The sequence below is a fragment of the Rhabdochromatium marinum genome (assembly GCF_016583795.1).
Lineage (GTDB): Bacteria > Pseudomonadota > Gammaproteobacteria > Chromatiales > Chromatiaceae > Rhabdochromatium > Rhabdochromatium marinum.
Map to the genome: position 1 here is coordinate 41,370 of NZ_NRRS01000007.1, position 15,646 is coordinate 57,015.

Annotated in this window: 11 protein-coding genes; 2 read left to right on the forward strand and 9 right to left on the reverse strand. The window is 57.5% G+C overall.

Features of this window, described 5'->3' with window-relative positions; translation table 11 throughout:
* Positions 1-103: 103 nt before the first annotated feature.
* From CKO36_RS03700 to CKO36_RS03710, 3 genes are all read right to left on the reverse strand, one after another.
* Positions 104-355 (reverse strand): PIN domain-containing protein, encoded by a 252-nt coding sequence (locus CKO36_RS03700; protein WP_200280722.1) that lies wholly within the window; start codon positions 353-355, stop codon positions 104-106.
* 87 nt (positions 356-442) lie between these two features.
* Complete coding sequence (locus tag CKO36_RS03705) at positions 443-763, reverse strand: hypothetical protein (protein WP_200280725.1); 321 nt, start codon at positions 761-763, stop codon at positions 443-445.
* Positions 764-1,043: 280 nt separating this feature from the next.
* Positions 1,044-7,208, reverse strand: a complete 6,165-nt coding sequence (locus CKO36_RS03710) for an RHS repeat-associated core domain-containing protein (RefSeq protein ID WP_200280728.1) — start codon at positions 7,206-7,208, stop codon at positions 1,044-1,046.
* Positions 7,209-7,772: 564 nt separating this feature from the next.
* Here CKO36_RS03710 and CKO36_RS03715 point away from each other — a divergent pair.
* Positions 7,773-9,347, forward strand: coding sequence for an AAA family ATPase (locus CKO36_RS03715; RefSeq protein WP_200280731.1), 1,575 nt, complete (start codon positions 7,773-7,775; stop codon positions 9,345-9,347).
* 66 nt (positions 9,348-9,413) lie between these two features.
* Here CKO36_RS03715 and asd read toward each other — a convergent pair whose 3' ends face one another.
* On the reverse strand, positions 9,414-10,328 hold the full coding sequence (asd, locus tag CKO36_RS03720; RefSeq protein WP_200280733.1) for an archaetidylserine decarboxylase: 915 nt from the start codon (positions 10,326-10,328) through the stop codon (positions 9,414-9,416).
* Positions 10,329-11,018, reverse strand: a complete 690-nt coding sequence (locus CKO36_RS03725; protein ID WP_200280735.1) for an SCO family protein — start codon at positions 11,016-11,018, stop codon at positions 10,329-10,331.
* Between the two features lie 221 nt (positions 11,019-11,239).
* On the opposite strand from CKO36_RS03725, the gene msrB reads away from it, so the two are divergent.
* The gene (gene msrB, locus CKO36_RS03730) at positions 11,240-11,662 is read left to right on the forward strand and encodes a peptide-methionine (R)-S-oxide reductase MsrB (protein ID WP_200280737.1); all 423 of its coding nucleotides are present in this window, start codon (positions 11,240-11,242) and stop codon (positions 11,660-11,662) included.
* Here the strand turns inward: msrB and CKO36_RS03735 are convergent.
* From CKO36_RS03735 to CKO36_RS03750, 4 genes are all read right to left on the reverse strand, one after another.
* Positions 11,659-12,696: a type IV pilus twitching motility protein PilT gene (locus CKO36_RS03735; RefSeq protein WP_200280739.1), complete on the reverse strand. Its 1,038-nt coding sequence runs from the start codon at positions 12,694-12,696 to the stop codon at positions 11,659-11,661. The two genes, msrB and CKO36_RS03735, sit on opposite strands and share 4 nt — an antisense overlap.
* A 107-nt stretch (positions 12,697-12,803) precedes the next feature.
* Positions 12,804-13,328 (reverse strand): 5-(carboxyamino)imidazole ribonucleotide mutase, encoded by a 525-nt coding sequence (gene purE / locus CKO36_RS03740; RefSeq protein WP_200280843.1) that lies wholly within the window; start codon positions 13,326-13,328, stop codon positions 12,804-12,806.
* 38 nt (positions 13,329-13,366) lie between these two features.
* Positions 13,367-14,539, reverse strand: coding sequence for a 5-(carboxyamino)imidazole ribonucleotide synthase (locus tag CKO36_RS03745; protein ID WP_200280741.1), 1,173 nt, complete (start codon positions 14,537-14,539; stop codon positions 13,367-13,369).
* Positions 14,536-15,636 (reverse strand): LysR family transcriptional regulator, encoded by a 1,101-nt coding sequence (locus CKO36_RS03750; RefSeq protein WP_242469371.1) that lies wholly within the window; start codon positions 15,634-15,636, stop codon positions 14,536-14,538. Before CKO36_RS03750 ends, CKO36_RS03745 begins: the two co-directional genes overlap by 4 nt.
* Positions 15,637-15,646 lie beyond the last annotated feature (10 nt).

The window sequence follows — 15,646 nt, forward strand, 5'->3', positions numbered from 1 at the left end:
CGCTCCCGAAGGTCGGCGACCATTTCAGTGAGGCTATTCTGATGTCGCGCGGCGTAAGCATCCCGGTTTCGCCAAACCTCCGCGATAATTTCATCGCGATACATCAGTTTTCCTCCGGAAAGAGTTCCAATGGCGCGCAGATTTCGGGGGAGGAATACCCGGCGGCACCACAAATGGCACGAATAATGGGCTTTTTGGTCGCATTGTCGATATGCTGGCAATTCCACGTCAGCAGATAATCCATGCGATGAACCGCCGCGACAGCGACATGAATCGCGTCAGCTTTGGCAACCTCAGGTATTCCGCCTTCCGCCATCAATCTTGCAGCAAAGTCTTGAACTTCCCTGTCGATCATCACGGCTTGGCCCAGCCGCCAGATAGCCCGGAATGGACATTTCGAGATAGGCGCTCTTTTTCATGGCCTGCTTTCGCTGAATGGCATTCAAAAATGGCGGGTTAGGCTGTCGCTAACCGGCTCTACCTTGCTATCGCGTTCCACCCTAAGCGGACTGCGCCGCTCCGTGGCTGGAATGGCCCGCACGAATCGAATCTTGATCGCCTTGACCCGGTTCGAGAAATCATCGTCCCCCTCCGGTAGCACCACCCAGCCATCGATATGAAACGGGCGTTGACGCCGCGTCAGGCGCACCGCCTCGCGCAGGGTATCGATCTCGCGCACCAGCAGATCCGAGCGCCGTTCGAGCAGATTGATCGTCAAGAAATAGGTCCCACCCCGAACCCGATAGCCACGATAGTGCGGCATCTCGACCCTTCATCCTCATGTCCATGCAACCTGCTGTTCCATCAAGCGGATGCGTAAGTCGGATACGCAGGGCGATCCGCCATAGCCGCCATCATCATGCCAAATTCACCTGGTGGAACCTCCTTTCGAAAACTCCTCCTGATACAGACAGTTAACTTGATCCGTTGGCAGGTGGCGGAACCGCTATTGCGTTCCGCCCGACGCGAGCTCGGGTAGCTCGAAAATAATTCGAGCCTGGCCCGTTTGATTCGTTTGATTGATTCTGGCCTACGCGGGCTGATCAGTGAAACCCAAACATCCGTCTCAATGCCACGGGATTAGGAATTGATCGAAGCCAATCTCCAAATTTGATGTAACTTTCTACCGCTTTTGTCTGCATTAATACGTCGAAATTAATCCCGACCTGAAATTTTGCCGATACCGGACCCACACCACCAGACAGCCCCACACCTACAAGAGCAGGACCGGAGGATTTTAGGAGGAAACCAAGTCCGGGGGTTGAAAGACCTCCGCATATTTCAATAGTCGTATCTAATAATAATGTAGAAGGAGTTTTGAGTTTTCCGCAACCTTCAATTCCTGCAGAAGGTAGCTTAAGCTCAGCCCAACTATCTTCATAGGTTAGGAAAAGACTAGCGCTTTCTTTGACGTAAACATAATCTCCTATTATTCCATACGTTGCTTCCATATTTAATATGCTGATTCCGCTGCTTCCAAGAACATCTTCGGTTTTAAAGTTCCACCTAGTAGGCGAAGAATCATTCAACAGTTCTGGCCGCCATATCTTCCCGGTTGGGGACTGATTAATTTCCGGGCCTTCTAGACCATTCTCAGACATTACATAACCAGAATAATTATCATAACCTTCTTTTTTACCACTCGGATCCACTCCCATCACCGGATCCCCCAACACATACGCATACCGATTCAAAGCCTGCGGCGTTAGCATATCCCCATGCAACGCATCCAAGCTCACAAACCGCATAATATCCTCCTTGTAATACCGCGCCCGCATGTAATGCAGGCCATTACCATCATCCATCACGCCATACTTGCCAACGAACCTGAACGGATTCGGGGTGCTGCCCTGGCTCGTCGTATGCCCATAGGGTGAGTAGGCATATTCATCCGTCACAGTGCCACTGGCATCGGTCAAGGCCAGCGTGTGCCCTGTCGGATCGAAGTGGTAATAGTGGCTGTTCCCGCTCGCATCGATCTGCGAGACCAGACCCTCGCCATAGACGTAATAACGGCTGATCGCGCCCTGCGCCGTGGTTTCGGCGATCACATTGGGTAATGACGCCAAGGGATCGATGACATAGCGGGTTTCGACGCCGTTTTGCGTCTGACTGATGCGGTTGTCGTTCAGGTCATAGGCGTATTGGCTCAGGATCGTCCCATCGCGCGTGATCTGGCTGATGTGATCCTTGATATCGAATTGATAGATGGTCTGCACGCCATTGGCGTCTTCCTCGATGATCCGGCCGGAGTCGTCATGCGTGTAGGTCTTGCCCGCCGCCGTCTGGAGACGGTTGGTATTGTCGTAGGTCATCGCGTCAATGCCTGCTGGTAAGGTCGGCATGAGTGGCAGATCGACCGTGGCCTGGGTGATGTTGCCCGCCTCGTCGAGGGTCAAATCATGGCTACTGATGACGCTGTTATTGGCGTGCAGGTTTTGCAGTCGAACCAGGCGTCCGGCGTCGTCGTAGTCGAAATGGGCCTTGGTGCCGTTGCCATTGGTGATGTCCGTCACCTGCCCGGCCTGATTGCGGGTGTAGCTTGTCGTTTGATTGAGCCAGTCGGTCAGGCTGTCGAGGCGGTCGGCCTCGTCATAGACATAGCTGACAATCTTGTTGCCGGGGTAGGTCAGACGGGTGCGGTTGCCGGCCAGGTCATAAGCGTAACTCAGGGTCTGGCCTTTCTGATCGGTGACGCTGGTGATGCGGTTGATTGCATCATAGGTGTACTCAATGGTGCCGCCGCCGGTGGCAATGCTGGTGACATTGCTGTTGGCGTCGTAGGTGTAACCGATACTGCGGGTGAGACTTTGATTGGCGTCGTACTCAGTGCGCTGAGTGACCCGTCCGAGTTCATCGAAGATTTGTTGAGTCTTTTCACCATTGGGCGTGGTTTCACTGATCAGATTGCCGGCGCTATCGTATTCGTAGATCCATTGCTGGCCATGGTGCAGGGTGGTCGAGGTACGCCGATCCAAGGCGTCGTAGGTATAGCGGGTGATGTGACCAGCCGGGTCGGTGACCGTCACCAGATTCCCGTTGCCATCGTAATCGGCCTTCGTCACCTTGCCGTCTTGCAGGGTTTCTTTGAGATTGCCTGAGGCGTCATAGGTGTAGCGAGTGATGTTGCCGCGTGCGTCCTCATGGGAAGCCACCTGTCCGTTGGGATAATAGGTCCACTGTTGCTCATGGCCTTCATCGTCCCGCTGCTTGATCTTGCGATTTAGTTCGTCGTAGCTGTAGGTGAGGGTATGACCGTCGCCATCGGTCACCGTGGCGACATTGCCGTTGGCGTCGTAGGTATAGGTGGTGGTTTCGTTCAGCGGATTGATCTTTTCGATGACCTGACTGCGCGCATCATAGTGGGTGGTCGTCGCGTTTCCGCGCTCATCGGTGACGGTCGCGAGGCGGCCCATGGCGTCATAGGTGTAGCGGCGGATATGATCCACCCCGTCAACCCGATATTTTTCCTCGATCTTGCGGTTGAGTACGTCGTAGATATAGTCGGTGCGATGATTGAGCGGATCAATGGTCCAGATCAGGTTGTCGCTGTTGTCGTACCCGTATTGGGTGGTGTAGTCGATGCCTCCACCCTGCTCGTTCTTGGTCAGGATATTGCTGTGCTCATCGTAGGTGTAGCGAGTGACCAAGCTAGAGGGTGACGTTTCCTCGATCAGGCGACCGAGGTTGTCATGGATGCGGCGGGTTTGCCCACCAACCAAGGGGTTTGGGTTGTTGATTGCCCAGTTGATGAGCCAGAGATTGCCAAACTCATCGTAGCTATAGCCGGTTGAGTTGCCGAGCGGTTTGGTTTCCTCACTGATCCAGGCATTTGCGTCGAATGTTCGAGTGGTGGTATTGCCGAGTGGATCGGTGATCGAGCCCGCCTGACCGGTCGGGCTGAAGTCATCAAACTGGGTGGCCGGTACGCCGGGTTGCTGAGTCGAATTGAGGGCCGTCAAGTTGGGGGCACCGGGGATGGCCTCATAACTGGCCAGGTAATCGCCGTGGGCGGCATCCGTGACCTTGTCCGGACGGTTGCGGGCGAGGTCGTCGTAACGGATCGCGGTGGTATTGTTGTTGGGGTCCGTGACCTGTACGACTAACGCGGCTTCCGCGACATGCTGACGGTCTAGGCCATCATACCCCTGATACCCTTGGGTTCTGACGTACTCGGCGGCATTAACCGTATCCAGACGGGCCTCGACGCGCGTGCGCTGGTCGTCGAGCATGAAGACGACATTGCTATTGACCCCATTGACTTCGGGCTGCTCAATGCCGGTGGCTTGCTTTAGATAGAAGGGCGAGCTCGATTGTTCAACGAACGGGTAGGAAAACGTCGTCATTGCATCAGCGCCATCCGTGAGGGTGACCACGCGATCTTGAGTATCGTCCTCGCCGTTGATGGTGAAGGTGACCGGCGCATAGTCGATGCGCATCTGAACATTTCCGCGCGGATCAGTGATGCTCGCAAGGCGGTAGCGGTCCTCGCCGGTCGTGCCGACATAGGCATACCGATCATGATAGTCGCGCATGTTGCGCACGTCGGTGATCATGCCGTTGGCGTCGTAGGTGTATTCGACATAACGCCCGGCAAAGTCGGTGACGCGCTGGACGCGATGATTCCCATCCCGCGTGATGGAATAGTCACGCCCATTCGCATCGGTGGCGCCGGTTAGATCGCTGCCGGTGTAATGGAAGGTCAAGGCATTGCCCATGCGATCCTCAATGCTCTTAAGGTCGCCGGGTTCGGTGGTGGTTGGAGGGGCAAAGCGATACAGCCGATTGCCCTGGGTATAGAGCACGAAATCGCCGCTGCCGTCCGGATCTTCCATCAACTGGTCGAAGTTGCCCGGATTGAGGGTGTACCAGAGGTCGTCCATGTCCTTATAGAAGAACTGCACACGGCCGTCCTCGCGGGGGCCGATGGTCACCTGTCGGTCGAAACTGTCGGGCACGAAGGCGATCTTCGCCTCGTAGCCGAAGGTCCAGGGGCGAAGCGCTAGCGAGTTATAGGCGCGGCTGAACGCAAACGCCGGGCCTTTGCCATCGACGCTCATGTCGGTGGTGGCCAGATGGTAATTGCCATTGCTGACATCCACCTGCTTGAACAATTCACTGCCGCTGCCGGTGATGGCCGGATCGCCATACGAATTGGGAATGGCCACGGCTTCCAGACAGGACACCTCGGTGCAGGTTTGCGAATCGGTGTAATCGCCCACCAGGGTGTCGTCACTGTCGCCGGGATCATTCAGTTGGAAGATTCCAGCTCTAAAGGAGCGCAGGCCGGGCTTTACCAGGGAGTAGTCGACCATGTAGGTCATGCTGTCACCCTGGTCTTGCAACTCCAAATGCCAGCCGTCTTGACCCACGCCAAACCAGTGGCCCTGTTGATCGTCGAAGTTGACGAAGACGCCATAGCCGTCGGGCAGGGGTTCTGACAGGGTGACTGTGAATCTCAGGCCGGTTTCGGGGATGGTGCCTTCACCCACGGTAAAGTCGGTGATGGTGGGAACCTGGCCAGATTCGACTTTTTGAAACAGATACTCTTGACGCGCTGATTCTTGTGGCTTCGTATCGCTGGCTCCAACTTCAATTTTATACGAGCCAACCGCCAAACTGTCCAGGTCAATCAGAAAAGTTGCGGTGTCCGTGGTTCCGGTCAAGTTGACGACACCATTTTGTCCAGTCGAATCGCCGGAAGATGTCTTTATCGCGTAAGCGACCGACTGTAATCCAATATCATCCGTCACCGTGACATTGATTGAAAAATCAGCGGTCTTCGGATTGTAGTAACCGCTTCCTGATGTATTGATGGTGACGATTGGTGGGTTGTCGGTCGTCTCGACCTTCTGAAACAGATACTCTTTACGCGCTGATTCTTGTGGTTTCGTGTCACTGGCTCCAACTTCAATTTTGTATGAACCAACCGCCAAACTGTCCAAGTCAATCAGAAAAATTGCGGTGTCCGTGGTGCCGGTCAAGTTGACGACACCATTTTGTCCAGTTGAATCGCCAGAAGATGTTTTTACCGTGTAAGAAACCGCCTGTAATCCGATATCATCGGTCACTGTGACATCGAGATCAAAATCCGCCGTCTTCGGATTATTGTCACCGCTTCCAGAGGTATTGATGGTGACGATTGGTGGGTTATCGTTGGTCGGGTCGACCTTTTGAAACAGATACTCTTTACGCGCTGATTCTTGCGGTTTCGTATCGCTGGCTCCAACTTCAATTTTGTATGAGCCAACCGCCAAACTGTCCAGATCGATCAGAAAAGTTGCGGTGTCCATGGTGCCGTTCAAGTTGACGACACCATTTTGTCCAGTTAAATCGCTAGAAGATGTCTTTACCGTGTAAGCAACCGCCTGTAATCCAATATCATCCGTTACAGTGACATCGAGATCAAAATCCGCAGTTTTCGGATTGTTGTCGCTGCTTCCAGATGTATTGATGGTGACGGTCGGTGGGTTGTCAACCACAGTGCAGGAAGTTTTTTGGGTCGCTTGCCAGCCGGGATCTTTCTGATCCAGAAATGTGGCGACGGCAGGGTCTAAAGTCGATTCGGATAAACAGTTATTAGAGATGGAAAAGCTGCACGTTAATTGAGCAATCTGCGTGGCAATGTTGGTAATAATATTGTTAGAGACTTCGAATAAAGACAATTGGTTCAATTGCCCCAGCTCCGCTGGGATACTGCCGCTGAACTGGTTGATGGAGAGATTAAGGTATTGCAATTGACTCAATTGCCCCAGCTCTGCTGGAATACTGCCGTTGATCTGGTTGTCGTAAAGATAAAGACCTATCAATTGATTCAATTGCCCCAGCTCCGCTGGAATACTGCCGCCGAGCTGATTGAGGGAAAGATTAAGGTATTGCAATTGACTCAATTGCCCCAGCTCCGCTGGAATACTGCCGCCGAGCTGGTTGCCAATGATTTCAATCGCTACGACATGACTGCCATTAGCATCACTACTACAATACACCCCATACCATCCTTGACCAGTCCCTGCCTCCCAGCCACACTCTGTTCCAACCGCGCCTAACCAGCCGGTCTTATCGATCCAATTCTCTCCATCGGTCGCGTCATACAACGCAATCAAGGCCGCGCGCTCGCTGGCCGGGATCGCTGCCTGTGCCGGCTGCTGCCACAGACAGACACTCGACAACAGCAACATCGAAATCGCGGCTTTTTTGAATATAATCATCCCGGCACCTGAATCGTTCTGGCTCTAGAAAAAATGCGGCGGATCTGTCAGCTGGACTTGCCGCATCGGAAGCAGATCCTACTTGATAAGGTCATCGATCTTTACGCTCTCATCTGTTCACCCGGAGGGTGATCGCGTTTCGTGTGATCGCAGGCAAATCGTATCGGCATGACCCAATGATGGCCATCATGGTGTCTAAAATATACCCGGAAATCGCTCGTGGCAACCGCAACGCCGGAGAAGGCTGCAAAGCATTTGTAATTTAAAAACAAATACTTAGCGATTTTCTAATGCCATAAAAATAATGCGGGATTCTAGTTATCCAAACACAATCCCGTCAAGCTATTTTTTTTGGTCGCTCATGAATTGTGGTCGATATTATTTGCTGCCAGACTGGAATTGCGGAAATGGAAGTTGCTTGCCCGGCCGCGAAGGCTGCGGTTCCGGCTCCTCACCACATCGTCGAGCGGTATACAGAGTGGCGAACGGTCGAATACTGACCATTGCTTGTTGCGCACGGGTTGCTGTAGAAGAGGCTGAATAATCAGGCACAGGGATCCCGCGATGCGCTTTTTCAACACCGAAGGCCCGAATCAATCCGAGCGTCATTACAGTCTGCCACCCTTGAGCCGCTGGGATCTGGACGCGATTCTCGGGCTGATCGATCAGGATAAGTATTTCCTGCTCCATGCTCCGCGCCAGACCGGTAAAACCAGTTGTCTGCTGGCGCTGGCCGAGCATCTGAACCAGGCGGGTCGCTATCGGGCTTTGTATGTCAATATCGAAAGCGCGCAGGCGGCGCGCGAACAAGTTGCGCTCGGCATGGCGGCGGTGGTGCAGGCGATCGCCAACAGCGCCCGCTGGCGCTTGGGCGATACCACGACGGAACCGCTGGCGCAGCAGGTGCTCCGCGATCAGGCGGGGCTCACGAGTCTGGAGTCCTTTCTCACCCGCTGGTGTGAACAATCGCCTCAACCCCTAGTGCTGCTGCTTGATGAGGTCGATGCGCTCATCGGCGATACCCTGATCTCGCTGCTGCGTCAGTTGCGCGCGGGCTACCCGCAGCGCCCGCACCATTTCCCCCAGACGGTAATTTTGTGTGGGGTGCGCGATCTGCGCGACTATCGTATCCATTCAACGTCCGAGTCCGCCGTCATCACCGGCGGCAGCGCCTTCAACATCAAGGCCAAATCGTTGCGGTTGGGGGATTTCAGTGCACATGAGGTGAGGACTCTGCTCGGCGAACATACCGAGGAGACCGGGCAGCTTTTTACACCCGAGGCATTGGACCGGGTCTGGGCGCTGACGCAGGGCCAGCCCTGGCTGGTCAATGCCCTGGCCTATGAAAGCTGTTTCGAGATGCCCGAGGGGCGCGACCGCGCTTGCCCGATCGGGGTTGAGCTGATCGACCGGGCCAAGGAAAACCTGATCCTGCGCCGCGTCACCCATCTGGATCAGTTGGCCGACAAGCTGCGCGAGGAGCGGGTGCGCCGGGTGATCGAGCCGATGCTGGCCGGCACGCTGCCGAGCGAGGTGCCCGAAGATGACCGTCAGTATCTGGTGGATCTGGGTCTGTTGCGCCGCGATGGCAGTGGCGGGTTGGTGATTGCCAATCCGATCTACCGAGAGGTGTTGCCGCGCGCCCTGGCCAGCGGGCCGCAGGATTCACTGCCGCAAATCGCCCCGACCTGGCTTGACCCCGACGGTCGTCTCAACCCCGATCGCCTGCTCGACGCTTTTCTCGCCTTCTGGCGTCAGCACGGCCAGCCGCTGTTCGCCAGCGCCCCCTATCATGAGATCGCCCCGCATCTGGTGCTGATGGCTTTCCTGCATCGCGTCATCAACGGTGGCGGCACGCTAGAGCGCGAGTACGCCATCGGCGCGGGCCGCATGGATCTGTGCCTGCGCTATGGCGCGGTGACGCTGGGCTTGGAACTCAAGGTCTGGCGCGACGGTGCCCCGGATCCTCTGACCCAGGGGTTGACGCAACTGGACGCCTATCTGGCCGGACTGGGACTGGACCACGGCTGGCTGGTGATCTTCGACCGGCGCGCCGGGCAGCCACCACTCGCCGAACGCACCACCAGTGCCGAAACGACCAGTTCCCAGGGACGACGGATTTTGGTGATCCGCGCTTAAAGCGACAAGATTATCATCTCATGCCGTGTATAAAAAAGAAATCGTAGTTTTTCGAACCAGGCGTTGTCAAAATTGCGTATTTCGAACGGGACACGGTTTAAGGGGCGCGCGACAGCGCACCTGGGTGCCGGCGTGCAAGTGCGGCCAGTGTTCAGCAGCGACGGCTGGCAACAGGAGTATCACGGTCGAACCCATATTGAAACGACCCATTTCTTCGCCTCGGGCCAGCGTGATCCCGGCCTCATGCGCACCCGGCGCCGGATAGTCAATCCGGGTCAGGCGCTGACCGCGTGGCGGGGTCACCTCGCCCGCCCAGACGGTTTCGATACTGCCGACAAAGATCGCGCCAACCAGCACCAGCGCCATGGGACCAAAGCGTGTGGCAAAGAGGGTCACCACCCGCTCATTGCGCGCAAAGAGTCCTGGCACGCCCGCCACGGTGGTCGGATTGACGCTGAACAGGCGTCCCGGCACATGCAGCATTTGCGTCAGATGCCCGTCAAGCGGCATGTGAATACGATGATAATCGCGCGGCGACAGATACAGCGTCGCGAAGTATCCGCCAACCAGGGGAGCGGCTAGTTCGGCATCACCGAGCAAATCCGCCAGCCCAAACCACTGGCCTTTGCACTGGAACAGGCGCGTCCCATCAATGCGCCCGGCGGCGCTGACCGCGCCATCAACTGGGCTGAGCAGTATCGCGGTCTCTGCCGGCAATGGGCGCGCATCCGCTCGCAGCGCCCGGGTGAAAAAAGCATTGAAACTGGGGTAAGACTCCACGTCAGGGGCTGCGGCCTCGCGCAGATCCACAGCAAAATGCGCGCTAAAGCGCCGGATCAGCCAGTGGGTGACAGCCCCCAGGCGCAGCCGGGTTAACCACAGCATCAGACGCGAGAGTCCATGCTGTGGCAACGCATATTGCAACCAGACGAACAGGCGTGCGGCCGCTGACCGGCGCGCGGAAGGCTTGGTATCCACCATTCAGGGTTCCTGCGAGGGGTGATCAGCCAGTTGCCGCACATCCGAGGCCACCTGAGCCGGCGGTTGCACAGCGGGGAAAATAGCCACCAGGGCGTTGTGGGGATCAATCAGATAGAGCGCAACCGGCGTAGCGGCCACGTCTGTATCTGCGTCTGGAGATTGCAGCGCATCAGTCGTGGGCACTGGCCCGACCAGGCTGGCCTGCAAGCGCTCACGTTGCTCAGCCGAGCCGGTCAGCACCCAGGCTGAGGGCAGCAAGCGGCGAAAGTCCCGCGCCAGGGGCGCATTCAGCGGCGCGCTGACCAGCACCAAGCGTAACTGAGCACGCAGATCCGGGCGATCCGCCAGGCGGTTGAAGACCTCCAGCAGGCGCGTCATGGTCAACTGCCCGCGCAGCGACGCCACCGGCGCAAAGCCAAGCAGCACCCAGTCACCGGCGAAGGCATCGGATGTCATCGGCTGCGCCTGTTCATCCTCAAGCTGCCAGACCGGCAAAGGCACCGGCGGGCGCAACCGCACGCCAGCAATGGATGCCGTCGGGGCCTGACGCAGCGACACCTGATTACCCCATTGATAGCCAATCAGAAAAAGCCCCACGGCGAGCAACGCCATGAGCAAACGCCGCGCGAATGAGCGCCGCTGCCACAGCGTTGGCAGGAGAGATTTGCGGTGCGACTTTGATTCCAACATAGCAACGCTGACCCAATAACCAAAACTGACCCGATACGACCCAAGCGGCTTGTGGCACGGCAGTATAAGCCCAGCCGCTGCGGGCGGCCTGCCAGACCAGAGGCACCACAGCATCGGGCGACGTTGAGAATCTCCGCGCCAAGCCTTACCTTGCTTAGCAACACCTTGCTCAGCAACGCAAGCACGCAACCCAAGGCAGCCCACGCAAGCGGCGGAGGCCAATGTTCATGAGTGATCGAATCGACAAGACTGAGGCGCAGTGGCGTGAAACCCTCACCCCCGAGCAATTCCGGGTATGTCGCCAACAGGGCACCGAGCCGGCGTTCACCGGCGCCTACTGGAATCTCAAGGCATCGGGTAGCTATCACTGCGTCGCCTGTGGTGCACCCCTGTTTCACTCCGCGCACAAGTTCGATTCCGGCACCGGCTGGCCGAGCTTCTTTGATGTCGCAGACAAAGGCGCCGTCGCCGCACAACAGGACCGCAGCCACGGCATGGTTCGCACCGAAGTGCACTGCCAGCGCTGCGGCTCACATCTCGGGCATCTGTTCCCGGATGGGCCGGCACCCACCGGCCAGCGTTACTGCATTAATTCGGCATCCCTGCACTTCGAGCCGCAGGACGCTGAGGAGACGACGGCCTAACTGAAGGCTTCCTTATTCTGCGCCTTGGCGCGGGCATCGTGTTTTTTCAGCAGCCCCTTGCGCACCAGCTCTTGCAGGCATTGATCCAGCGTCTGCATGCCATGGGCCTGACCGGTCTGAATGGCGGAATACATCTGCGCGACCTTGTCCTCGCGAATCAGATTGCGGATCGCGGGGGTGCCGATCATGATTTCGTGGGCGGCAATACGCCCACCATTGGGCTTTTTCAGCAATGTCTGCGAGATCACTGAGCGCAGGGATTCCGACAGCATGGAGCGCACCATGGTTTTTTCGGCGGCCGGGAAAACATCGACAATACGGTCGATGGTCTTGGCTGCCGAACTGGTATGCAGAGTACCAAACACCAGATGGCCGGTTTCAGCCGCCGTCAGGGCCAGACGAATGGTTTCCAGGTCGCGCATCTCACCGACCAGCACGATGTCCGGATCCTGGCGCAAGGCCGAGCGTAGCGCCTCACTAAAGCCCAGGGTATCGCGGTGCACCTCACGCTGGTTAATCAGGCAGCGCTTGCTGATGTGCACAAACTCGATGGGATCTTCAATGGTTAGAATATGCTCATAGCGATTCTTATTGAGGAAATCGATCATAGCCGCCAGAGTGGTGGACTTACCCGAGCCGGTCGGCCCGGTCACCAGCACCAGCCCGCGCGGCACTTCGACAATCTCCTTAAAGATAGCCGGAGCATCGAGTTCTTCCAGGGTTAACACCTGCGACGGAATGGTACGGAACACCGCAGCTGCGCCGCGCTTCTGGTTGTAAGCATTGACACGAAACCGCGCCACACCGGGAATTTCAAAGGAAAAGTCAGTCTCCAGAAATTCCTCGTAGTCCTTGCGCTGCTTGTCATTCATGATGTCGTAGACCAGCGCATGCACCGCCCGATGCTCCAGCGGAGCAACATTGATACGGCGCATATCGCCATCGACACGAATCATCGGTGGCAAACCGGAGGACAGGTGCAGGTCTGAAGCTTTGTTCTTGACGCTGAAGGCCAGAAGCTCGGCAATGTCCATTGAAGGAACTCCGCGAATTAACACAAAAGGCTGAGGTCACACAGCGCTCATGCGGCCATTAGCCACAGCCTGACAGCACACCGGCGCGCGCCCTCTGCCTTGGGATTCTAGCCTGCCGGTAGCGACTCTGCTGAACCGGGCATTGCATCCGCACCTGCTGAAGCTCCGGCCGTGGCCTCCAGCGCAACGGCCTTGGCCAAAACCTGCTGTTCCATCCGCGCAGCAAAGGCCTCGACCTGGGCACGCACTTCCAGATCGGCGATGCCAAGCATTTTCGCAGCCAGCAGCCCGGCATTGCGCGCGCCATTGATGGCCACAGTTGCCACTGGCACACCAGCCGGCATCTGCACAATAGACAACAGGGAATCCTGCCCACTGAGCGCTGTAGTCTTAACCGGCACACCAATCACCGGCAAGGGGGTCATGGCAGCGGTCATGCCGGGCAGATGCGCCGCGCCGCCGGCACCGGCGATAATCACTGCCAATCCGCGCTGACTTGCTGTCCTGGCATAATCGAACAGCCGCTGCGGCGTGCGATGCGCCGAGACAATGGTCAGTTCAAAGGGAATGGCAAATTCGCTCAGCACGTCCGCCGCCGCCTGCATCACCGGCAGATCCGAGTCACTGCCCATGATGATGCCGACCCTGGGCCGAGCCTTCTGTGTTGCGGTCAAGGATGATCCTCCCCGGTAATCTCAATCAGCTCGCGAACCTGTTGAGCCTTGCGGTATGCCTGTTCGATGTCGGCATCCAGCACGGTCACATGGCCCATTTTACGATAGGGACGGGTCGCCGCCTTGCCGTAAATATGCACCGCCACGCCAGGAATCGCCAGCGCCGCGCGCAGCCCCTTAATAACCGGGCGACCATGATGCCCCGGGGCGCCCAACAGATTGACCATGGCGGCCGGGCACAGCTGATCGGTCGCCCCGAGTGGCAGGCCGGCAATGGCGCGCAGATGCTGCTCGAACTGATCGGTCACGCAGGCCTCAATGGTGTAATGACCTGAATTATGGGTGCGCGGTGCGACTTCGTTAATCAGCAGTTCACCGCTGGACGTCAGAAACATCTCAACGCCGAAGATGCCGACGCCATCGAGTGCCTGCACGGTACGCTGCGCAAGTTGCTCAGCCGCCGCCGCCGTTGCAGCCTCAATGCGCGCCGGCGCCAGCAGCCAATCGAGAATATTGTGCTCTGGACAGACGCGCATTTCCACCGCCGGATAGCTGCGACTCTCACCATCGCGCCCACGCGCGACCATGACCGCAAGCTCCATGGCCGCCGGCACAAAGCGCTCAATCAGCGAGGGCACCGGCAGATGCTTGGCGAAGTCTTCCGGGCCGCGCAGCACCGCAACGCCACGCCCGTCATACCCGCCCCGGCAGGCCTTTTGCACCAGCGGATAACCAAAGCTGGCACAAAGCTCAGCCTGTGGCTCCGGCATGGCGCGAAATTCAGCAACCGGCAGACCGGCGGACGCCAGCGCTTCTTTCTGGCGCAGTTTATCCTGCACCACAGCGAGCAACTGTGGATGCGGAAAGATCGGCCGACCTTCCTTGCTCAGTTCCGCGAGGATGGTGCTGTCGATATCTTCCAGATCGAAGGTGGTGAGATCGCAGGATTCCGCCAACTCACGCAGTGCCGCTGCATCCTGATAATTGGCAACGATCTGATGGCCGGAGACCTGGCCGGCCGGCGAATTGGGCGTGGGATCCAGCACGGTGCAAGTGCAACCCAGCTGCTTTGCCGCTTTCACCATCATGCGCCCGAGCTGCCCGCCGCCGATGATGCCAATGCGCGCAACCGGGTAAGGGAAGCGGTCTTGATTCAAATGAGCCGTCATGCAAAATCCTCAGCTCCGGCCTCAATGGCCCCCAGCATCCTGGCACTGATCTGCGGATCTGTATCTGAGGCCGGACACAGACCGGACACCCGCATCAAAGCCGTCATGGCCTCATGAAGTTGAGCGCGAATGTCAGCTTCACTGGCAATGGCAAAATCGCGAAAGGTTTGCGCCACCAGCGACAATTCGCGCGTCTTGGAATACACAATATGCCAGCGACGGCGAATCGGGAAGCCTTCAACATCAAGCACTGCAAAGCGCCCGCCGTTGCTTTCCAGCCGTACTGTATGCAGAGACAGCGCCGAGATGCCCAGTCCACCCAGAATGGCGTGCTTAATCGCCTCGCTGCTGCCCAACTGCATGCGCACCCGTGGCTCCACCCCAGCGGCGGTAAAGTGCTTGAGCACCGCATCGCGCACCCCGGAACCCGGCTCACGCAGCAGCAGGTTTTCATCAGCCAGCCGGCGCATGGGGATGCGCGTGCTGCCAACCAAGGGATGATCGGCGCGGGCAATCATCACCAGGGGATTGGATGCAAAGGGCACTGCATCCACGTCGTAGCCGAGATCATGGTGTTGTCCCATCACATAAAGATCGTCGTCATGCGCGGACAGACGCTCGAACAACTGATCGCGATTGGTCACATTCAATGACACATCAATCCCGGCATAGCGTTGACAGAACGCGCCCAGAATTTCCGGTGCCACATAGGTGGCCGTGGTGATAACTCCCAGACGCAAGCGCCCGCTGCGCAAGCCCTTGAGATCCGCGAGCTTGGTTTCGAGATTGGCCAGTCCGTTGAGAATGCCACGGCAGGCGCCATAAACCTCGCGACCGGCATCGGTTGGCTCAACCGTGCGCCCCACATGGTGAAACAGTGGCGCGCCAATGGAGTCCGAGAGCTTCTTAATCTGCATCGACACCGTCGGCTGCGTCAGGAAGAGTTCCTCGGCCGCACGGGTGAAGCTGCCCAGACGCACAATGGCCTCAAGCAATTGCAGTTGCCTTAAGGTGCAATGCCGAACCAAATAATCAGCCCCAGGGCTGCTGAGATTCGGTTCGGACAGCGCGAGCTTGGAAGGAATTTTTGCTGGCATCAGGAACGCC

Bases quoted from the DNA above. Each gene is read 5' to 3' on its own strand.
- CKO36_RS03700 (WP_200280722.1), bottom strand. From the start codon at position 355: ATGATCGACAGGGAAGTTCAAGACTTTGCTGCAAGATTGATGGCGGAA.
- CKO36_RS03705 (WP_200280725.1), bottom strand. From the start codon at position 763: ATGCCGCACTATCGTGGCTATCGGGTTCGGGGTGGGACCTATTTCTTG.
- CKO36_RS03710 (WP_200280728.1), bottom strand. From the start codon at position 7,208: ATGATTATATTCAAAAAAGCCGCGATTTCGATGTTGCTGTTGTCGAGT.
- CKO36_RS03715 (WP_200280731.1), top strand. From the start codon at position 7,773: ATGCGCTTTTTCAACACCGAAGGCCCGAATCAATCCGAGCGTCATTAC.
- asd (WP_200280733.1), bottom strand. From the start codon at position 10,328: ATGGTGGATACCAAGCCTTCCGCGCGCCGGTCAGCGGCCGCACGCCTG.
- CKO36_RS03725 (WP_200280735.1), bottom strand. From the start codon at position 11,018: ATGTTGGAATCAAAGTCGCACCGCAAATCTCTCCTGCCAACGCTGTGG.
- msrB (WP_200280737.1), top strand. From the start codon at position 11,240: ATGTTCATGAGTGATCGAATCGACAAGACTGAGGCGCAGTGGCGTGAA.
- CKO36_RS03735 (WP_200280739.1), bottom strand. From the start codon at position 12,696: ATGGACATTGCCGAGCTTCTGGCCTTCAGCGTCAAGAACAAAGCTTCA.
- purE (WP_200280843.1), bottom strand. From the start codon at position 13,328: ATGGGCAGTGACTCGGATCTGCCGGTGATGCAGGCGGCGGCGGACGTG.
- CKO36_RS03745 (WP_200280741.1), bottom strand. From the start codon at position 14,539: ATGACGGCTCATTTGAATCAAGACCGCTTCCCTTACCCGGTTGCGCGC.
- CKO36_RS03750 (WP_242469371.1), bottom strand. From the start codon at position 15,636: ATGCCAGCAAAAATTCCTTCCAAGCTCGCGCTGTCCGAACCGAATCTC.